14 protein-coding genes are annotated in these 17,021 nt (G+C 60.1%); 4 read left to right on the top strand and 10 right to left on the bottom strand.

Annotation, left to right across the window (positions count from 1 at the left end; genetic code table 11):
• Positions 1-464: 464 nt before the first annotated feature.
• The 6 genes from betA to FBX99_RS19395 all read right to left on the bottom strand — a co-directional run bounded on the left by betA (position 465) and on the right by FBX99_RS19395 (position 7,697).
• Entirely contained in the window at positions 465-2,168 is a 1,704-nt protein-coding gene (gene betA, locus FBX99_RS19370; RefSeq protein WP_144926364.1) for a choline dehydrogenase, read from the bottom strand.
• Between the two features lie 128 nt (positions 2,169-2,296).
• A complete protein-coding gene (gene betB / locus FBX99_RS19375) occupies positions 2,297-3,769 on the bottom strand; it encodes a betaine-aldehyde dehydrogenase (RefSeq protein ID WP_145132569.1) in 1,473 nt (490 codons plus the stop codon).
• A 77-nt stretch (positions 3,770-3,846) separates the two neighbouring features.
• Positions 3,847-4,467 (bottom strand): transcriptional regulator BetI, encoded by a 621-nt coding sequence (gene betI, locus FBX99_RS19380; protein WP_144926370.1) that lies wholly within the window; start codon positions 4,465-4,467, stop codon positions 3,847-3,849.
• Between the two features lie 197 nt (positions 4,468-4,664).
• On the bottom strand, positions 4,665-5,843 hold the full coding sequence (choV, locus tag FBX99_RS19385; RefSeq protein ID WP_144926372.1) for a choline ABC transporter ATP-binding protein: 1,179 nt from the start codon (positions 5,841-5,843) through the stop codon (positions 4,665-4,667).
• Entirely contained in the window at positions 5,840-6,685 is an 846-nt protein-coding gene (choW, locus tag FBX99_RS19390; protein WP_144926375.1) for a choline ABC transporter permease subunit, read from the bottom strand. The genes choV and choW overlap by 4 nt, the downstream gene beginning before the upstream one ends.
• A 64-nt stretch (positions 6,686-6,749) precedes the next feature.
• Positions 6,750-7,697, bottom strand: a complete 948-nt coding sequence (locus FBX99_RS19395) for a choline ABC transporter substrate-binding protein (RefSeq protein ID WP_145132571.1) — start codon at positions 7,695-7,697, stop codon at positions 6,750-6,752.
• A 425-nt stretch (positions 7,698-8,122) separates the two neighbouring features.
• On the opposite strand from FBX99_RS19395, the gene FBX99_RS19400 reads away from it, so the two are divergent.
• Together FBX99_RS19400 and FBX99_RS19405 are read left to right on the top strand one after the other, a co-directional pair.
• Positions 8,123-9,499, top strand: a complete 1,377-nt coding sequence (locus FBX99_RS19400; RefSeq protein ID WP_144926381.1) for an L-serine ammonia-lyase — start codon at positions 8,123-8,125, stop codon at positions 9,497-9,499.
• 487 nt (positions 9,500-9,986) lie between these two features.
• Entirely contained in the window at positions 9,987-11,090 is a 1,104-nt protein-coding gene (locus tag FBX99_RS19405; protein WP_024776554.1) for a GlxA family transcriptional regulator, read from the top strand.
• A 114-nt stretch (positions 11,091-11,204) separates the two neighbouring features.
• On the opposite strand, the gene FBX99_RS19410 is transcribed toward FBX99_RS19405, so the two are convergent.
• Complete coding sequence (locus FBX99_RS19410) at positions 11,205-11,468, bottom strand: hypothetical protein (RefSeq protein WP_144926384.1); 264 nt, start codon at positions 11,466-11,468, stop codon at positions 11,205-11,207.
• Positions 11,469-11,928: 460 nt separating this feature from the next.
• On the opposite strand from FBX99_RS19410, the gene FBX99_RS19415 reads away from it, so the two are divergent.
• Positions 11,929-13,221 (top strand): AAA family ATPase, encoded by a 1,293-nt coding sequence (locus tag FBX99_RS19415; protein WP_144926387.1) that lies wholly within the window; start codon positions 11,929-11,931, stop codon positions 13,219-13,221.
• Entirely contained in the window at positions 13,218-14,150 is a 933-nt protein-coding gene (locus tag FBX99_RS29035) for a hypothetical protein (RefSeq protein ID WP_218570568.1), read from the top strand. Before FBX99_RS19415 ends, FBX99_RS29035 begins: the two co-directional genes overlap by 4 nt.
• Before the next feature lie 36 nt (positions 14,151-14,186).
• Here FBX99_RS29035 and FBX99_RS19425 read toward each other — a convergent pair whose 3' ends face one another.
• The 3 genes from FBX99_RS19425 to FBX99_RS19435 all read right to left on the bottom strand — a co-directional run bounded on the left by FBX99_RS19425 (position 14,187) and on the right by FBX99_RS19435 (position 16,939).
• A complete protein-coding gene (locus FBX99_RS19425; protein ID WP_145132573.1) occupies positions 14,187-15,350 on the bottom strand; it encodes a gamma-butyrobetaine dioxygenase in 1,164 nt (387 codons plus the stop codon).
• A gap of 20 nt (positions 15,351-15,370) precedes the next feature.
• Positions 15,371-15,847: a thioesterase family protein gene (locus FBX99_RS19430; RefSeq protein WP_144926393.1), complete on the bottom strand. Its 477-nt coding sequence runs from the start codon at positions 15,845-15,847 to the stop codon at positions 15,371-15,373.
• A 126-nt stretch (positions 15,848-15,973) separates the two neighbouring features.
• On the bottom strand, positions 15,974-16,939 hold the full coding sequence (locus FBX99_RS19435) for an L-carnitine dehydrogenase (RefSeq protein WP_144926396.1): 966 nt from the start codon (positions 16,937-16,939) through the stop codon (positions 15,974-15,976).
• Positions 16,940-17,021 lie beyond the last annotated feature (82 nt).

Raw genomic sequence — 17,021 nt, forward strand, 5'->3', positions numbered from 1 at the left:
GGCCTCACAGTTATAACGATTACCGGTCGCCGGTCGTCAGGGAAAGACTGGCGGCGTGAACCTTAAATGGTGTCCAAGAATACTTGACCAGTTCAAGCCCGCTCCCACATTGGATCGGTAGTGGAACACAAAATTTGTGTCCACCGAGGAACCCTGTGGGAGCGGGCTTGCTCGCGAAGGCGGTGTGACAGTCAGTGAAGGTGTTGAATGTGCCGGCCTCTTCGCGGGCAAGCCCGCTCCCACATTGGATCGGTAGTGGGGCACAAAATTTGTGTCCACCGAGGAACCCTGTGGGAGCGGGCTTGCTCGCGAAGGCGGTGTGACAGTCAGTAAAGGTGTTGAATGTGCCGGCCTCTTCGCGGGCAAGCCCGCTCCCACATTGGATCGGTAGTGGAACACCAAATCTGTGTCCGCCGGGGATCCCCTGTGGGAGCGAGCCTGCTCGCGATAGCTGCGCTGCGGTGTTACTGCCCGGCTGGCGCTACTTCACGCATAGGCTTGCCCTTGACCGGCGCGTCGCCAGCCACATAGTACGGTGCGGTGCTGCGTGGCAGTGGCTTGCGGCCGCGGATCTTGTCGGCGATTTTCTCGGCGATCATGATCGTCGGCGCGTTCAGGTTACCGGTGGTAATGATCGGCATGATCGAGGCATCCACCACCCGCAGGCCTTGCAGGCCATGCACGCGGCCTTCGCCGTCCACCACCGCCATGTCGTCGGTGCCCATCTTGCACGAGCAGGATGGGTGGAAGGCGGTCTCGGCGTGTTCGCGGATGAACTGGTCCAGTTGCTCGTCGGTTTGCACCTCGATGCCCGGACTGATTTCGCGCCCACGGAACGGGTCCAGCGCCGGCTGCTGCATGATCTCGCGGGTCAGGCGGATGCCGTCGCGGAATTCCTGCCAGTCCTGCTCGGTGGCCATGTAGTTGAACAGGATGCTCGGGTGCTGGCGGGGATCCTTGGACTTCGCCTGGATCCGCCCTCGGCTCGGCGAGCGCATGGAGCCCATGTGCGCCTGGAAACCGTGCTCCTTTACACCGTTACTGCCGTTGTAATTGATTGCCACCGGCAGGAAGTGATACTGGATGTTCGGCCATTCGAATTCCGGACGGGTGCGGATGAAACCGCCGGCCTCGAACTGGTTGCTGGCACCGATGCCGGTGCCGTTGAACAGCCATTCGGCACCGATGGCCGGCTGGTTGTACCAGAGCAGCGACGGGTACAACGAGACCGGTTGGGTGCAGGCATATTGCAGGTAAAGCTCCAGGTGATCCTGGAGATTTTCACCGACGCCCGGCAGGTCGTGGACCACAGGGATGTCGAGGCTTTCCAGCAATCTGGCCGGGCCGACGCCGGAGCGTTGCAGGATCTGCGGCGAGGCGATGGCGCCGGAGCACAGCAGCACTTCCTTGCGCGCCCTGGCTTCGACGCGTTCTTCAGCGGCGCCCACCAGGTAACGCACGCCCACGGCACGCTTGCCTTCGAACAGGATCTTGTCGGTCAGGGCATGGGTGACGATGGTCAGGGTCGAACGCTTCTTGGCCACATCCAGGTAGCCGCGCGCGGTGCTGGCGCGTCGCCCATTCGGCGTAACGGTGCGGTCCATCGGGCCGAAACCTTCCTGCTGATAGCCGTTGAGGTCTTCGGTGCGCGGGTAACCGGCCTGCACGCCGGCTTCGACCATGGCGTGGAACAGCGGGTTGTTGCCGGGCTTGGGCGTGGTCACGCTGACCGGGCCGTCGCCGCCGTGGTAGTCGTTCGGGCCGATGTCCCTGGTTTCAGCCTTCCTGAAATAGGGCAGGCAGTCCAGGTACGTCCAATCCTCGAGGCCGGGCAGTTTTGCCCAGTTGTCGTAGTCCAGGGCGTTGCCGCGGATGTAGCACATGCCGTTGATCAGTGAAGAACCGCCCAGGCCCTTGCCGCGCCCGCATTCCATGCGCCGACCGTTCATATGTGGCTCAGGATCGGTCTCGTAGGCCCAGTTGTAGCGTCGACCTTGCAGCGGAAACGCCAGGGCGGCGGGCATCTGGGTGCGAAAGTCGAGGCGATAGTCCGGGCCGCCGGCTTCGAGCAGCAGGACGGTGACGCCCTCGTCTTCGGTCAGACGGGTGGCTAATGTATTGCCTGCCGACCCTGCGCCCACAATGATGTAGTCGTATTCTGTAGTCATAGGTTCTCCGGGGAGCTACAAGCTCCAAGCTTCAAGCTGCAAGAAAGAGCAGCGAGCGGTGCGTATGCGAGGGGCGGCAAACCTGAACTGCTTTTACTTGCAGCTTGAAGCTTGCCGCTCGAAACTCCTCAGAACACTGACGCGTAATCGCCCAATTCAACCTGTACCGATTTGATGCGGATGAAGTTGTTCAGCGAACTGATGCCGTTCTCGCGGCCCACGCCCGATTGCTTGTAGCCGCCCACCGGCATCTTGGCGTCGGACTCGCCCCAGGCATTGATCCAGCAGATACCGGCTTCCAACTGGTGGATGATGCGGTGGGCGCGGTTCAGGTCGCGGGTCACAACGCCGGCGGCCAGGCCGAACTCGGTGTCGTTGGCGCGACGGATCACTTCTTCTTCGGTTTCGTAGCTGAGGATTGCCATCACCGGGCCGAAGATTTCTTCCCGCACGATGGTCATCGCGTCGGTGCAGTCGGTGAACACGGTCGGCGCGACGAACGCGCCCTTGGCGAACTCGCCGTCGGTCAAGCGCTTGCCGCCACACAGCAGGCGTGCGCCTTCAGCCTTGCCCTTCTCGATGTAGCCCAGCACGCTCTCCATGTGGGCGAAGCTCACCAGCGGGCCGAAATTGGTATTTTCGTCCTCTGGGTTGCCGATGCGGATGCGCGCCACGCGTTCGGCGATCTTGGCTTCGAACGCCGCCTTGAGATGGCTTGGCACGAACACGCGGGTGCCGTTGGTGCAGACCTGGCCGGAGCTATAGAAGTTGGCCATCATCGCGGTGTCGGCGGCGCGATCCAGGTCGGCGTCGTCGCAGATGATCAACGGCGACTTGCCGCCCAGTTCCATGGTCACGTCCTTGAGCGACGAACTCGAGGCGCTGGCCATGACTTTCTTGCCGGTATCGGTGCCGCCGGTGAACGAGACTTTCTCGATGCGCGGGTGCTCGGTCAGCCAGGTGCCGACTTCACGGCCGCTGCCGGTCAGTACGTTGAACACCCCAGGCGGAACGCCGGCTTCGGTGTAGATCTCGGCCAGCTTCAGGGTGGTCAGTGAAGTGACTTCGCTTGGCTTGAAAATCATTGCGTTGCCGGCGGCCAGGGCCGGTGCGGACTTCCACAGCGCGATCTGGATCGGGTAGTTCCACGCACCGATCCCGGCCACGATGCCCAGGGGTTCGCGACGGGTGTAGACGAACGAGGTATCGCGCAACGGAATCTGCTCGCCTTCGATGGCGGGCACCAGGCCGGCGTAGTATTCCAGCACGTCGGCGCCGGTGACGATGTCGACGTAGCGGGTTTCGGAGTAGGCCTTGCCGGTGTCCAGGGTTTCCAGGGCGGCCAGCTCGTCGTTGCGCTCGCGCAGGATGTCCACGGCGCGGCGCAGGATCCGCGAGCGCTGCATGGCGGTCATGGCAGCCCAGATTTTCTGGCCCTTTTCGGCACTGGCCACGGCGCGCTCGACGTCCTCGAACGTTGCGCGCTGCACTTGGGCAAGCACTTCACCGTTGGCAGGGTTGATGGCTTCGAAAGTGGCGTCGCCGCTGGCATCGCTGTATGCGCCATCGATGTAGAGTTTTTGCAGTTCGAAACGGGCCATAAAGTCCTCGCAAGTGCATAAGTGGTTGGCTGCCCCGTGCGCGTCTTCTAAAGCTGACTACGCAGTTCGGCGGCGGTTCAGGAGTCCAGCGGCTCTGTGTGCTCTGATGCCCCTGCCTTGCCCAGTTGGAAATCCATGTATTCGTAAGCGATCCGGTGTGCCTGGGCGGTGTCGAACGCGTCTCCCGACAGCGCCCCGCGCAGCCACAAGCCGTCAATCAGCGCGGCCAGGCCCCGTGCCGCACTGCGTGCCTCATCAAGGGGCAGGGCGCGACGGAACTGGCAACACAGGTTGGAATACAGACGGTGATCGTTGATCCGCTGCAACCTGTGCAATGACGGGTGGTGCATGCTGGTGGCCCAGAAGGCCAGCCAGGTTTTCATTGCCGGGCCATTGACCTGGCTGGCGTCGAAGTTGCCCTCGATGATTACTTTCAGGTGCGCCCGCGGGCTCTTGTCCTCCAGTGCCAGCCGGCGCGCGGTGACGTTCTCACTCAGCACCGTCATCAGGTACTGGGCCGTAGCCGCGATCAGGCCATTCTTGTCCTGGAAATAGTGACTGATGATGCCGTTGGACACCCCGGCCAAACGGGCGATCAGCGCAATGCTGGCGTCTCCCATGCCGACCTGATCGACGGCCTGCAACGTGGCTTCGATCAATTGCTGACGGCGGATGGGTTGCATACCGACCTTGGGCATTGGGGTCTCTCTCCTCGATCATCCAGCGGACAGAGAGTTGCCCGATGGAGCTGATGAGCAGTCTATTTTGTTTTGATTGAACGTTCAATCAATAAAAAATCGGACGTACGTCAAGGCTCAAAGATCGCTTTCCAGGCATGCAAAACCCTGTGGGAGCGAGCCTGCTCCCACAGGGCTCGCTCCCACAGGGTTGAGGTTCAGCCCAGGTTCTTGCCCAGCAGCGCGTGGTACAGCTCGCTGTCGCCAAGGATCCCGACTACCTTCTGGTTGTCGTGGAGCACCAGCTTGTTACCGGTCTGGTAGCGGATCTGCAGCGCGTCGCGCATGCCGATGTTGGAGTCCACCAGTGTCGGACGACGGCCCAGGCCTTCGACGGGTTGCCCCTGGACCCAGTTCTGCAGGTCCAGTGCCGCGCCGTTCTGGCGTGCACCCTTGATGGTGTTGCCTTCGGCCAGGTCGAGCCAGGAGTCGCCGCCTGGATCCAGGCACACCGAACCGTTGATGCGCTTGCAGTTGTCCAGGGTGCGCATCAGGCTGCGGCCACACAAGACGTTGAGCGGGTTGGTATGGGCGACGAAAGTGCGCACATAGTCGTCCGCCGGGTTCAATACGATTTCTTCCGGCTTGCTGTACTGGATGATCCGGCCGTCTTTCATGATCGCGATCCGGCTGCCCAGCTTCAGGGCTTCGTCGAGGTCATGGCTGACGAACACGATGGTCTTGCTCAATTTGCGTTGCAGTTCCAGCAGTTCGTCCTGCAGGCCTTGGCGGATCAGCGGGTCGAGAGCCGAGAACGGTTCGTCCATCAACAGGATGTCTGCGTCCATCGCCAGGGCGCGGGCCAGGCCGACCCGTTGTTGCATACCGCCAGACAATTCATCGGGCTTCTTGTTGCGCCATTGGGACAGGCCCACCAGCTCAAGTTTCTCATCCACCAGCTTGCGTCGTTCCTTTTCCGGACGGCCCTGCATTTCCAGGCCGAAGCTGATGTTCTCGCGCACCGTCAGCCAAGGCATCAGGGCGAACTTCTGGAACACCATGGCGATACGCTTGGTGCGCATCATCTTCAGTTCGGCAGGGCTGCAGGAGGCAATGTCGATCTGCCGGCCTTCATGCTCGACGAACAACTTGCCACGGCTCACGGTGTTCAGGCCGTTGATGCAGCGCAGCAGGCTGGATTTGCCGGAGCCGGAGAGGCCCATCAGAACGCAGATTTCGCCTTTCTCGATGTCCAGGCTGGCTTTTTCCACGCCGACGATTTGCCCGGTCTTCTTCAGGATCTCGTTGCGGGTCATGCCTTGGTCGAGCAGTTTGAGGGCCTCGCGTGGATCCTTGGCGAAGATCACATCGACCTGGTCGAAGCGGATTATGCTCATGCGTCACCCCCTGCTTTGGCGTCGGGTTGTTTGCAGATACGGTCGAGCATGATCGCCAGCAATACGATCGCCAGACCGGCTTCGAAGCCCAGGGCGATATCAGCGGTGTTCAGTGCGTTGACCACGGGTTTGCCCAAACCGTCGGCACCTACCAGTGCGGCGATCACGACCATCGACAACGACAGCATGATGCACTGGGTGACACCGGCCGCGATGCTTGGCATCGCATGGGGCAGTTCGATGCGCGACAGGAGCTGGCGACGGGAGCAGCCAAAGGCCTTGCCAGCGTCCATCAGTTCTTCCGGAACGTCGCAGATGCCCAGGTAAGTCAGGCGGATGGGCGCGGCAATCGCGAACACCACCGTGGAGATCAGACCCGGGACCACACCCAGACCGAAGAGGGTCAGGGTAGGAATGAGGTAGACGAAGGTCGGTACGGTCTGCATCAGATCGAGTACCGGACGCATCATGGTGTAGAACATCGGCTTGTGCGCGGCAACAATGCCCAGCGGCACACCGATCACAACGCAGACCAGGGTAGCGAACATCACCTGGGCCAGGGTTTCCATGGTTTCCTGCCAGTAACCCAGATTGAGGATCAGCAGAAAGGAGGCAATGACGAATACGGTGAGGCCCCATTTGCGCTGGATGAAATGCGCCAGCAGGGCAATCAGGCCAATCAAGGCCAGGGGGTTGAACCAGGTCAGCGCAAATGTCACGCCGTGAATCATCGTTTCCAGGAACAGTGCGATGGCGTCAAAGGTGCTGGCGCCATGTTGCGTCAACCATTCGACGAAGTCCGCAATGTACTGGCCCAAGGGTATTTTCTGATCAATCAGCATGGTAGTGAACGTCCGCATGCAAGGGATAAACAGCCCGGGCGGGTGGACCCGCCCGGCATAACTATTACTGTGCGAGCTTGGCTTTCACGGCTTCCAGGCCAGGTTTTCCGTCAATGGTGGTCACGCCAGCGAGCCAGGTATCGAGTACCTGTGGGTTTTTCTGCAGCCACGCCTTGGCGGCAGCTTCAGGCTTCATCTTGTCGTCGAGCACGTTGCCCATCAGCGTGCTTTCCATGTTCAGGGTGAATTCCAGGTTCTTCAGCAACTGACCCACGTTGCTGCATTCCTGGACGTAGCCCTTGCGGGTGTTGGTCGCCACGGTGGCGGCACCGAAGTCCGGACCGAAAAAATCATCACCACCGGTCAGGTACTGGATCTTGAAGCGGGTGTTCATCGGATGTGGTTCCCAACCGAGGAACACCACGTCGGTGTTGCGTTTCGAGGCACGTTCGACTTGGGACAGCATGCCCGCTTCGCTCGACTCGACGACCTTGAAACCGGCGTCCTTCAGGCCGAAAGCGTTCTTGTCGATCATGCTCTGGATCAAACGGTTGCCATCGTTGCCGGGCTCGATGCCGTAGATTTTGCCGTCGAGCTCTTTCTTGAATTTGGGGATGTCTTTGAAATCCTGGAGGCCCTTTTTGTACAAGGCTTCGGGAACCGCCAGGGTGTACTTGGCGCCTGTGAGGTTGGTCCGCACGGTTTCCACGGTACCGGCATCGCGGTAGGCCTTGATGTCGTTTTCCATGGTCGGCATCCAGTTGCCGAGGAACACGTCCATGTTCTTGCCGTCGGCCAGGGACTTGTAGGTCACCGGCACGGAAATCATGGTGGTCTTGGTCTTGTAGCCCAAGGCCTGGAGAATGACGCTGGTGGTGGCGGTGGTCACGGTGATGTCGGTCCAGCCGACGTCGGAGAAGTTAACAGTGCTGCACTGTGCGGGTTCAGCAGCGTTGGCCAGCATGGGAAGACTCAGCATGGCGGCCAACAACAACGTCTTGGAACCTTTCATGAGTGGACTCCTGGTGTTTTATTGGCGGTGTCCGGTCGGACAATCGCGCTTTGTATTGGATGTTGCGGTTGGGGCGCGTGAACACTGTCTCGACACGCGGCCTTGAAAACGAGCCGTAACCGATCATGTACCAGCGCAAATCTGTCGCCTACAGGGTGAGTCGTATCCAGTACAGGGAGGGTCGCATCCAGTGTCGGTGACGTCGTTTACAGATTTTTTCCGCCTCTGGCAGGTCTCTGACACGCAAAAAAACGGCGTAGAACCCTGTCATGGGGCCGGCGACGTTGGTGGGCATAATTGCGTCGGTGTCAGACGTCGACCCCTAGGGCAAAAACCGGATGATGCGGCCATCCGGCGTTGAGCGTAGCAGCTCCGTCACCGGGCGCTCCTGCGCCCGGATATGCCCGTTCTGGAGGTTCTAGGCAATGGCAATCAGTGTGTTCGATCTGTTCAAAATCGGTATTGGCCCGTCCAGTTCTCACACGGTCGGCCCGATGCGCGCCGCGGCGCTGTTTGTCGAGGCGCTGCGGGCAAAGGCGTTGTTGAACGACGTGCGGCGGGTCGAGGTTCAGCTCTATGGTTCGCTGTCGGCCACCGGCATCGGCCACGGCAGCGATACCGCGGTCATCATGGGGCTGATGGGCGAGTGGCCGGATGCGATCGATCCGTCGCAGATTGCGCCGCGCATCGCGCGGTTGCGCGAAACCGAGACCCTGCAATTGGACGGTCGCTTGCCAGTACCTTTCGTATGGGCGCGGGACATGCGCCTGATCGACGAAAACCTGCCGTTCCATCCCAATGCCATGACGCTGGTGGCCGAAGGCGCCAGCGGTGAGTTGTTCCGCGACACCTATTATTCAGTTGGCGGTGGCTTTGTCGTCGATGAGGCCCAGGCCTCCAGCGGCGTAGCGGACCTGGACACCACTCAGCTGCCTTATGATTTCTCCAGCGCCGAAGAACTGCTCATGTTGTGTCGCACCCACAACCTGCGCGTGGCCGAACTGATGATGGCTAACGAAAAGGCCTGGCGCTCGGAAGAAGAAATCCGCAGTGGGCTGATGAAGCTCTGGCGGGCCATGCAGGATTGTGTCGAGCAGGGTCTCAAGCACGAAGGTATCCTGCCCGGCGGGTTGAACGTGCGCCGGCGTGCGGCCAAGTTGCACCGCAGTCTGCAAGAATTGAACAAGCCGAATGTTATCGGCTCGACCCTGAGCGCGATGGAGTGGGTCAACCTCTTCGCCTTGGCGGTCAACGAGGAAAACGCCGCCGGTGGACGCATGGTGACGGCGCCGACCAATGGCGCGGCCGGGATCATTCCAGCAGTGCTGCACTATTTCATGAAGTTCAGCGAGGACGTTACCGACGCCAACGTGGTGGATTATTTCCTCGGCGCGGCAGCGGTGGGCATCCTGTGCAAGAAGAACGCCTCGATTTCCGGTGCCGAAGTCGGTTGCCAGGGCGAAGTGGGCTCGGCCTGCGCCATGGCGGCGGCGGGTCTGGCGGAGATTCTGGGGGCCACGCCGGAGCAACTGTGCAACGCGGCGGAAATCGGCCTGGAGCATAACCTCGGCCTGACTTGCGACCCGGTGGGCGGTCTGGTTCAGGTGCCTTGCATCGAGCGCAATGCGATTGCCGCGGTAAAAGCCATCAATGCGGCGCAAATGGCCCTGCGGGGTGACGGCCAGCATTTCATATCCCTCGACCGGGTGATCCGCACCATGCGTGATACCGGCGCCGACATGCACGACAAATATAAAGAGACGTCGCGCGGTGGGTTGGCGGTCAGTGCGGTGGAGTGTTGATCGGATCGCAACGGTCCCTCCTTGTGGCGAGGGGATAAATCCCCTCGCCACAAGCGCCTCTGAAACTGCTCAATAAACGAACATTGCCTCCTGAATCCGCCACCTTTTAGCGCGTCGCAATCAGATAAGACCCTGTTCTCGGATCAGCCGGCGCGCAGCTTTCGACCGTTCGTCTCCCGTGCTTGCGGTGACACTGTGCCGAAAACGGCGCAGCCCAGTTACCACAAGTGCTACCGAACTGCTCACTGCTCGCTGGACCAAGCGCCGGAAGCCTTTGAAGACCCCGATAATCCACACGCGGTATGCGCCTTATATAGACGGCTCGGCATGTCGTTTTCAGGATTTATTGAATGCGTATTCAAATTTAGGCACGGCAATTGCTCTATCCATAACAAAGCCCGTCTCCTGCGTAGAGACCGAGGGCAATCACCAATAAAAAGAGCCTCCGCCTGAGGCCATCACCCGCTTTGTGTGAGGAGATACCGCGATGACGTCGACCCACTCCGGGGCCCAACCCCAGAACCGTGCGCCTCAGTCCATCGGCTTTTTGCTGCTGGACAATTTCACGCTGATTTCCCTGGCGTCCGCAGTGGAGCCCCTGCGCATGGCCAACCAGCTATCCGGTCGCGAGCTGTATCGCTGGACCACCCTCACCGTGGATGGCGGGCAGGTCTGGGCCAGTGACGGTCTGCAGATCACTCCGGACGCGTCCATGCACAAGGCACCGGCTCTGGATACCGTTATCGTCTGTGGCGGCATCGGCATCCAGCGCACCGTTACCCGCGAACACGTGTCCTGGCTGCAGGGCCAGGCCCGCCAGTCCCGCCGCCTTGGCGCGGTCTGCACTGGCAGTTGGGCATTGGCCTGCGCCGGTCTGCTCGATGGGTTCGATTGCAGCGTGCACTGGGAATGCCTGGCGGCGATGCAGGAAGCTTTCCCGCGGGTGTCGATGAGCACCCGCCTGTTCACCCTCGACCGCAACCGTTTCACCAGCTCCGGCGGTACCGCGCCGCTGGACATGATGCTGCATCTGATCAGTCGCGACCATGGTCGCGAATTGTCGGCGGCCATCTCGGAAATGTTTGTCTATGAGCGCATCCGCAACGAGCAGGATCACCAGCGTGTGCCGCTCAAGCACATGCTCGGCACCAACCAGCCGAAGTTGCAGGAAATCGTCGCGCTGATGGAGGCCAACCTCGAAGAGCCGATCGACCTGGACGAACTGGCGGTGTACGTCGCCGTGTCCCGGCGTCAGTTGGAGCGGCTGTTCCAGAAATACCTGCACTGCTCGCCGTCGCGCTATTACCTCAAGCTGCGACTGATCCGTGCACGGCAACTGCTCAAGCAGACGCCGATGTCGATCATCGAAGTGGCATCGGTGTGCGGCTTCGTCTCCACGCCGCACTTCTCCAAGTGCTACCGCGAATACTTCGGCATTCCACCGCGCGACGAGCGCGTCGGTTCCAACACCACGCAACAGGTGGCGATGATGCCATTGCCGCAGGCCCTGGTGCTGTCGCCGTTGTCCGGTCCGTTGTCGGCATTGAGCCAGGCGCGCAACGAGTCGACGTTTGCCAGTGTGAGGCTCTAGACCGAGGCGCCTTCATCGCGAGCAGGCTCGCTCCCACAGGGGATGCTGCGGGTGTCACAGATAGTGTGCACGCCGCAGACCACTGTGGGAGCGAGCCTGCTCGCGATTGGTTTTTCAGGCGCTGTGGTTCTGTTGGTATTGCGCCAGTGCCGGCAACAGCTGCTTGTCGATCGCCTGGCGCACAGCCGGCAAGATGGTAGCGCTGCTGGTGTACATTTCCTTGACCATCCGGCGCAGTTCATTGGCACGAGCCTTGTCCAGGCCGCGCACCGCACACTCGCAGGCCTGCTCGGCGGTAGAGCCGCTGGGTATCTGAAGACCGAGAGCCTTGAACTGGCCCAGCAGGTCTTCCTGGTCGATCAAATCGGCGTGCATCATGACGCTTTTCCTTGTTCCGGGATTGGGGTCTGATCCGATTCTGGTAGCCACCCGAAGCGGCGGCAAGGGCAAATCGTCGCGATGACCTATATGGCTATGAGTGTGTCGTTTTCGGCTAACTGACGCTGATCGGGACTGGGCACACTGGCCTCAAGCTGAATCACGATGGTTTGGTCACCCTCGCGCGACAGCTCCTCCAGTAACGCCTCCTGCCCCGATCCTGTCACGGCTTGATCGGGGATTTTTTTGTCTTCTGCAACTGTAAAATCAGTTTACGACTGCTCGTATGCAAAGGATGGCTACGAGTTGCTGTTTGGCATTAGCATTACGACCAATTCAGATTGGACTGTCTATGCTTGCTCTTCACTTGTTCCGCGCTCGATAGGGCGACGGTTACAGGCTGAAACTCGTCTATCCGGGCCGAACCTCCAGTCAGATGGACAAAACGGAAGGTAACGTAATGCTGAAACTCTTGACCCTTAAAGGTGTTGGCCCGGCAGAGGTCTTCGGGCCTGTCGAGTTTGCTCCTCGTCTGAATTTCATCACTGGCGATAACGGATTGGGGAAAAGTTTTCTGCTGGATGCTGCGTGGTGGGTTCTCACACGAACTTGGGCGAGAGGTATCGAAGCCGTCCCCCGGGAGAGCGCTACCAGTGCCAGTATCGGATTTGCTTTCAGCAAAGTGACAGCGGGAGACAAGGAAGGCGTAATTCCATTCGATGGCGGTATTTGGCGAAAGCCGAAGGCACGCCCTTCTATTCCGGGTGTGGTGATCTATGCCGGAGTGGACGGAAGCTTTTCTGCGTGGGACCCAGCACGAAATTACTGGAGTGACCAGCAAGCGGATGCAGAAGAAAAAATCCGTGCGTTCAATTTTTCACCCGATCAGGTCTGGAAAGGAGCGGTATCCGACAAAGGTACGAATATCTGTAATGGCCTTATTCACGATTGGGTTCGCTGGCAACGAACCAGCGGTGATTCTGCATTCAAGGAATTGACGCTGGCGCTGGATGCTTTATCACCTTCAGGCATCGAGAAGTTATCACCGGGTGAGCCTTGTCACATCGGTGCGCTCGATGAAACTGAATATCCAACGTTGAGGATGTCGTATGGCCTTGATGTTCCGTTGGTGCATGCATCGGCGGGGATGCGTCGTATTGCGGCCCTGGCCTACATGTTGGTCTGGACTTGGAATGGCCATAAGCGCGCGTGCAGACAACGGAAAATCAAACCGGCGAAGGAAATTATTTTTCTCGTCGATGAGGTGGAGTGTCATCTTCATCCTCAATGGCAGCGTCGAATCGTTCCCGCATTGCTCAAGGTCGTTCAAGCCATGACGGGGGAGGAGGTGGCTGTTCAATTGTTGATTGCCACTCACTCTCCTCTGGTCCTTGCGTCTGTTGAGCCTGACTTCGATCAGTCGATCGATGCGGTGTTCAACATCAATCTTGAGGCGGGTGAAGCCCATATCTCCAGAGAGATTTGGGCCAAGCAAGGGGATGTTGTCAATTGGTTGGTCTCGGAGTCTTTTGGCTTGAGGCAGGCTCGGTCCGTGGACGCTGAGCTGGCGATAGAGGCAGCCGAGGCTTGGATGCGAGATGATCGAAAGGATCTGCCTGCGCACCTTGATAGCGAAAAGGAAATTCACGAGGCGCTAATTAAGGCCCTGCCCGAAACCGACCATTTTTGGCCTCGCTGGATTGTCTCTGTGGAGAAGAGCGTTGAAGACAGACGGCGTAGGCGGCAGAAATGATTCCTGTACCTAATCCTATCGATGAGCCAAAAGAATTCGACAAGGACTGTCGCAAGAAAGGAGCCGCTTGGCTCCTGGCCAATCCCGATAAAAGCCGTCCTACAGACTTTTGGTCCGCATTCAAACCGGCCCTTGCACAAGGATTCAGTGACCGTTGTGCATTAGGTGCCATGTGGATATCGGACGGCACCGTTGACCATTTTGTTAGCTGTCATGAAGACATGGCTCTTGCCTACGAATGGTCCAACTATCGATATATGGCAGGCTGGCTGAACAGTTCCAAAAGCAAGAAGAAAGCGGCTGACTTACTTGATCCGTTCCTTGTTGGTGCTGGTTGGTTTGAAATATTACTGCCTTCACTTCAGTTGGCGCTCACAGACGAAGTTCCCCAGCGTTTTCGAAAGCGCGCAGAAAATATGCTGACCAAACTGCCTATTCGAGACGACGAGCGCTTGCTGCGCACTCGCCGCGAATGGTTGCGAATGTATGAAGACGACGAGCTCAGCCTGGAAGGATTGCGTAAGAAAGCACCTCTGATTGCCGCTGCCGTTGAGAAGCGAAACATCAAACAACAGATTGTTGCTCTGTCGCACGAGCAAGTAAGAAATGCCTATGAAAGCGCGTGTAGTGCGGGTCGGGACGCGGTTCGGGAGCAAACAAGACTGAACGGTCGTCGTGGCGAGGATGGTCACAGGCGCCAAATGATAATTTGGACAGCAGAAGGGAGAGCGGATGCCGTCGTTACACTGATAGCCCTTCAGCTTGCCACTCCGAGGGGTGGGGATTTCCATGAGTTGTCCATGGGGGTGGTCGATGCCTCTGGCGATATTGCTTTTCAGGGGGCAAGGCAAGCCGCCGCCAGCTTGACGGATTCGTTGGGAGTGCAATTCCATGCCGGCGATGATCACGTGCTGCGGCGTGATGATTGAATCCAACCAAAGCCCGCGACGGCACGCTTGCCGTGTCTAGCGCTGCAACACCAGGATCCGCGACAGCAACTCATCCCGATCCACATAGCAGCCCTGGAAATGCCGCGCGCCGGTGGCCGGGTCGAAGGCGTTGCGGGCATGGAGGGTGCGGCGGTTGTCGAAGCACCACAACTGGCCGGGCTCCAGCCGCTGCATCAGGCGAAATGACGGTTCGCGGGTCAAGGCGATGAAGCGCCGGTAGGCGCGGTAGAGCCTGGGCATCTGCTCGACCGAGGTGTCGAACGGCCCGCGCAGGAAGTTGGCCATGCGGATTTCCGCAACCTGCCCCAGCGCATCCAGCGCGATGATCGGCGCCAGGCAGCGATAGTCGCTGTGGCGATCCTTGTTGCGAAACTCCACCGGGATCTCGCATAACGCTGCAAAAGCCTCGGGGTCTTCCTGGCGCAGGGCTTGGGCGATGGCGAAACCGTCGACGAAAATGCTCTCGCCGCCGTCCGCGTCATTGACCAGGCAATGCAGGAACTGCAACCCCGGCTGCAACTCCCGGGTCGGCAAGTCGCTGTGCAGGGGCAGGTTGAAGGCGGTATAGGCGTTACTGTCGGCATCGGCCTTGGATTGCACATTGAACAGCACGCCGAAGTTGCTCTCGCGGATAAACGAGATGCGCTGGGCAATCTGTTTCAGCGAGCCGGGTTCGGTGGGTACACCGCGGACCTGGGTCAGGCCGACGTCCCGTACCGCCAGCAGCCATTGCAGCAGCGCGTCGGCATCTTCCATCAGCGCCGGGTAATCGAATACCGGCAATTGCAGATCGTGTTTCCACAATTGGCGCTCGGCCTTGCCTGCCAGACGCTCGGCCCTGGATTCATCATCGTAGGCGTGGGCACGGAGCCAGCCCGGATCGAAACGGCTGCAATGGCCGTCCTGCCAATCCACACACAGGCAGCCTTCGGCATCGAGGCGGATCGCACCAGGCGCCAGGTCTTCAGGCACATCGACGATTTCCAGCACCTGTTCCCGGGTAACGGTATAGACGCACTGCGGGCAGGGGCAGTTATCCCGCAGCCATTGATGATGAAACGGGCTGAGCCGGCCGTCGGCCCAGGTGACCTGTATCCGGTCGGCGAAGGGACTTGCCGCGGTCAGCGCGCAAACCAGGGGATAGCGGCGGAAGTCGGCAAAGGCAGCGGCGGTGTTCATGGCGATCTCCTGTTCGAAGCTTAACGGGCAGGCGGCAGGGCAATGATCCGACCGATGTAGTCCGGCGATGGCAGATCGGATTGTTCAGTGATCAAGGCCTTGAGTTTGCCCAGGGTGGCCTCCGTGAAGGGCGCCGAACGCGGGCCCGACAGATCGACGTGCAGCAGCATCTGCTCGTTACCCGCCAACGCCTTGTCCCCGCCGACCAGGTGCAGGCTGTGATAGAGATGCAGGCGTTTGGCGTCGTGACCGATGATCTGGGTATGCACCTCGACGTCGGCGTCGACCTTCACCTCGTGCAGGTAATTGAGGTGCAGTTCGAGGGTGAACAGCGAGTGGCCGCTGGCGTCGCGGTTCTGGCTGTCCATGTCGAGCATGTCCATCAGCGCGTCGGTGGCGTAGCTGAAAATCAGCAGGTAGTACGCGTCGCGCAGGTGACCGTTGTAATCGACCCATTCGGGGCGAATATGGGTTTGATAGGTGGTGAGGGTGGGCATGATGACAATCCAACTGAAGATTGGGTTTCATGTGGGAGCGGGCTTGCTCGCGAAAGCGGTGTATCGGCCAGAACATCTTTAGCGGATGTACTGGCCTCTTCGCGAGCAAGCCCGCTCCCACAAAGGTTATTCGGTGAAGTTCATGCCATGTTTGGCCTTGGTGGTCTTCACCGCCTCCAGCACCGCCAGCAGGCAGTCGTCACGATAGCGCTCCAGCGCCGCAATGCTGTGGCTGCCCAACTGATCGCTGGTGCCTTCCACCACGTCGTCGATCAACTTCTCAGTCAGTTCCGGTGCCGGTAGGTAGGTCCACGGCAGTTGCAATGCCGGGCCGAACTGGGCCATGAAATGACGCATCCCGGCATCGCCGCCGGCCAGGGTGTACGTCAGGAACGTACCCATGAACGACCAGCGCAGCCCGGCACCGAAGCGGATGGCGTCATCGATTTCGCCGGTGGTCGCCACGCCGTCGTTGACCAGGTGCAATGCTTCGCGCCAGAGCGCTTCAAGCAGGCGGTCAGCGATGAAACCGGGTACTTCCTTGCGCACGTGCAGGGGGCGCATGCCGAGCGATTCATAGACCTGCATGGCGGCCTGGATGGCTTCTGGCGCGGTGTTCTTGCCACCGACCACTTCCACCAGTGGCAGCAGGTACACCGGGTTGAACGGGTGGCCGACCACGCAGCGCTCGGGATGAGTGGAACCTTCGTAGAACTCGCTCGGCAGCAAGCCTGAGGTGCTGGAGCCGATCAACGCGCCCGGCTTGGCGGCGGCGCTGATCCGGCTGTGCAGATCGAGTTTGAGTTCCAGGCGCTCGGGGGCGCTTTCCTGGATGAAGTCGGCATCGCGTACACACTCCTCGATGGTCGCGACAAAACGTAGCCGGTCCTGGGAGGCGCCAGGCGCCAGGCCTTGCTTCTCCAGTGCGCCCCAGGCACTGGCGACGCGTTTGCGCAGCGCTGCCTCGGCACCCGGTGCCGGGTCCCAGGCCACGACGTCCAGGCCGTGGGCCAGGGCTCGGCTGACCCAGCCGCTGCCGATGACGCCACTGCCCAGGGCGGCGAAGGTCTTGATGTCGGTGATAAAGCTCATGGTGGTTTCCTGAATAGTTCGGTGAGCCAATTGTGGGAGCGGGCTTGCTCGCGAAGGGGCCGGTACATCCAATGGCTATCTC

The organism is Pseudomonas sp. SJZ074, assembly GCF_007828215.1.
In the GTDB taxonomy this organism is placed as follows: Bacteria; Pseudomonadota; Gammaproteobacteria; order Pseudomonadales; family Pseudomonadaceae; genus Aquipseudomonas.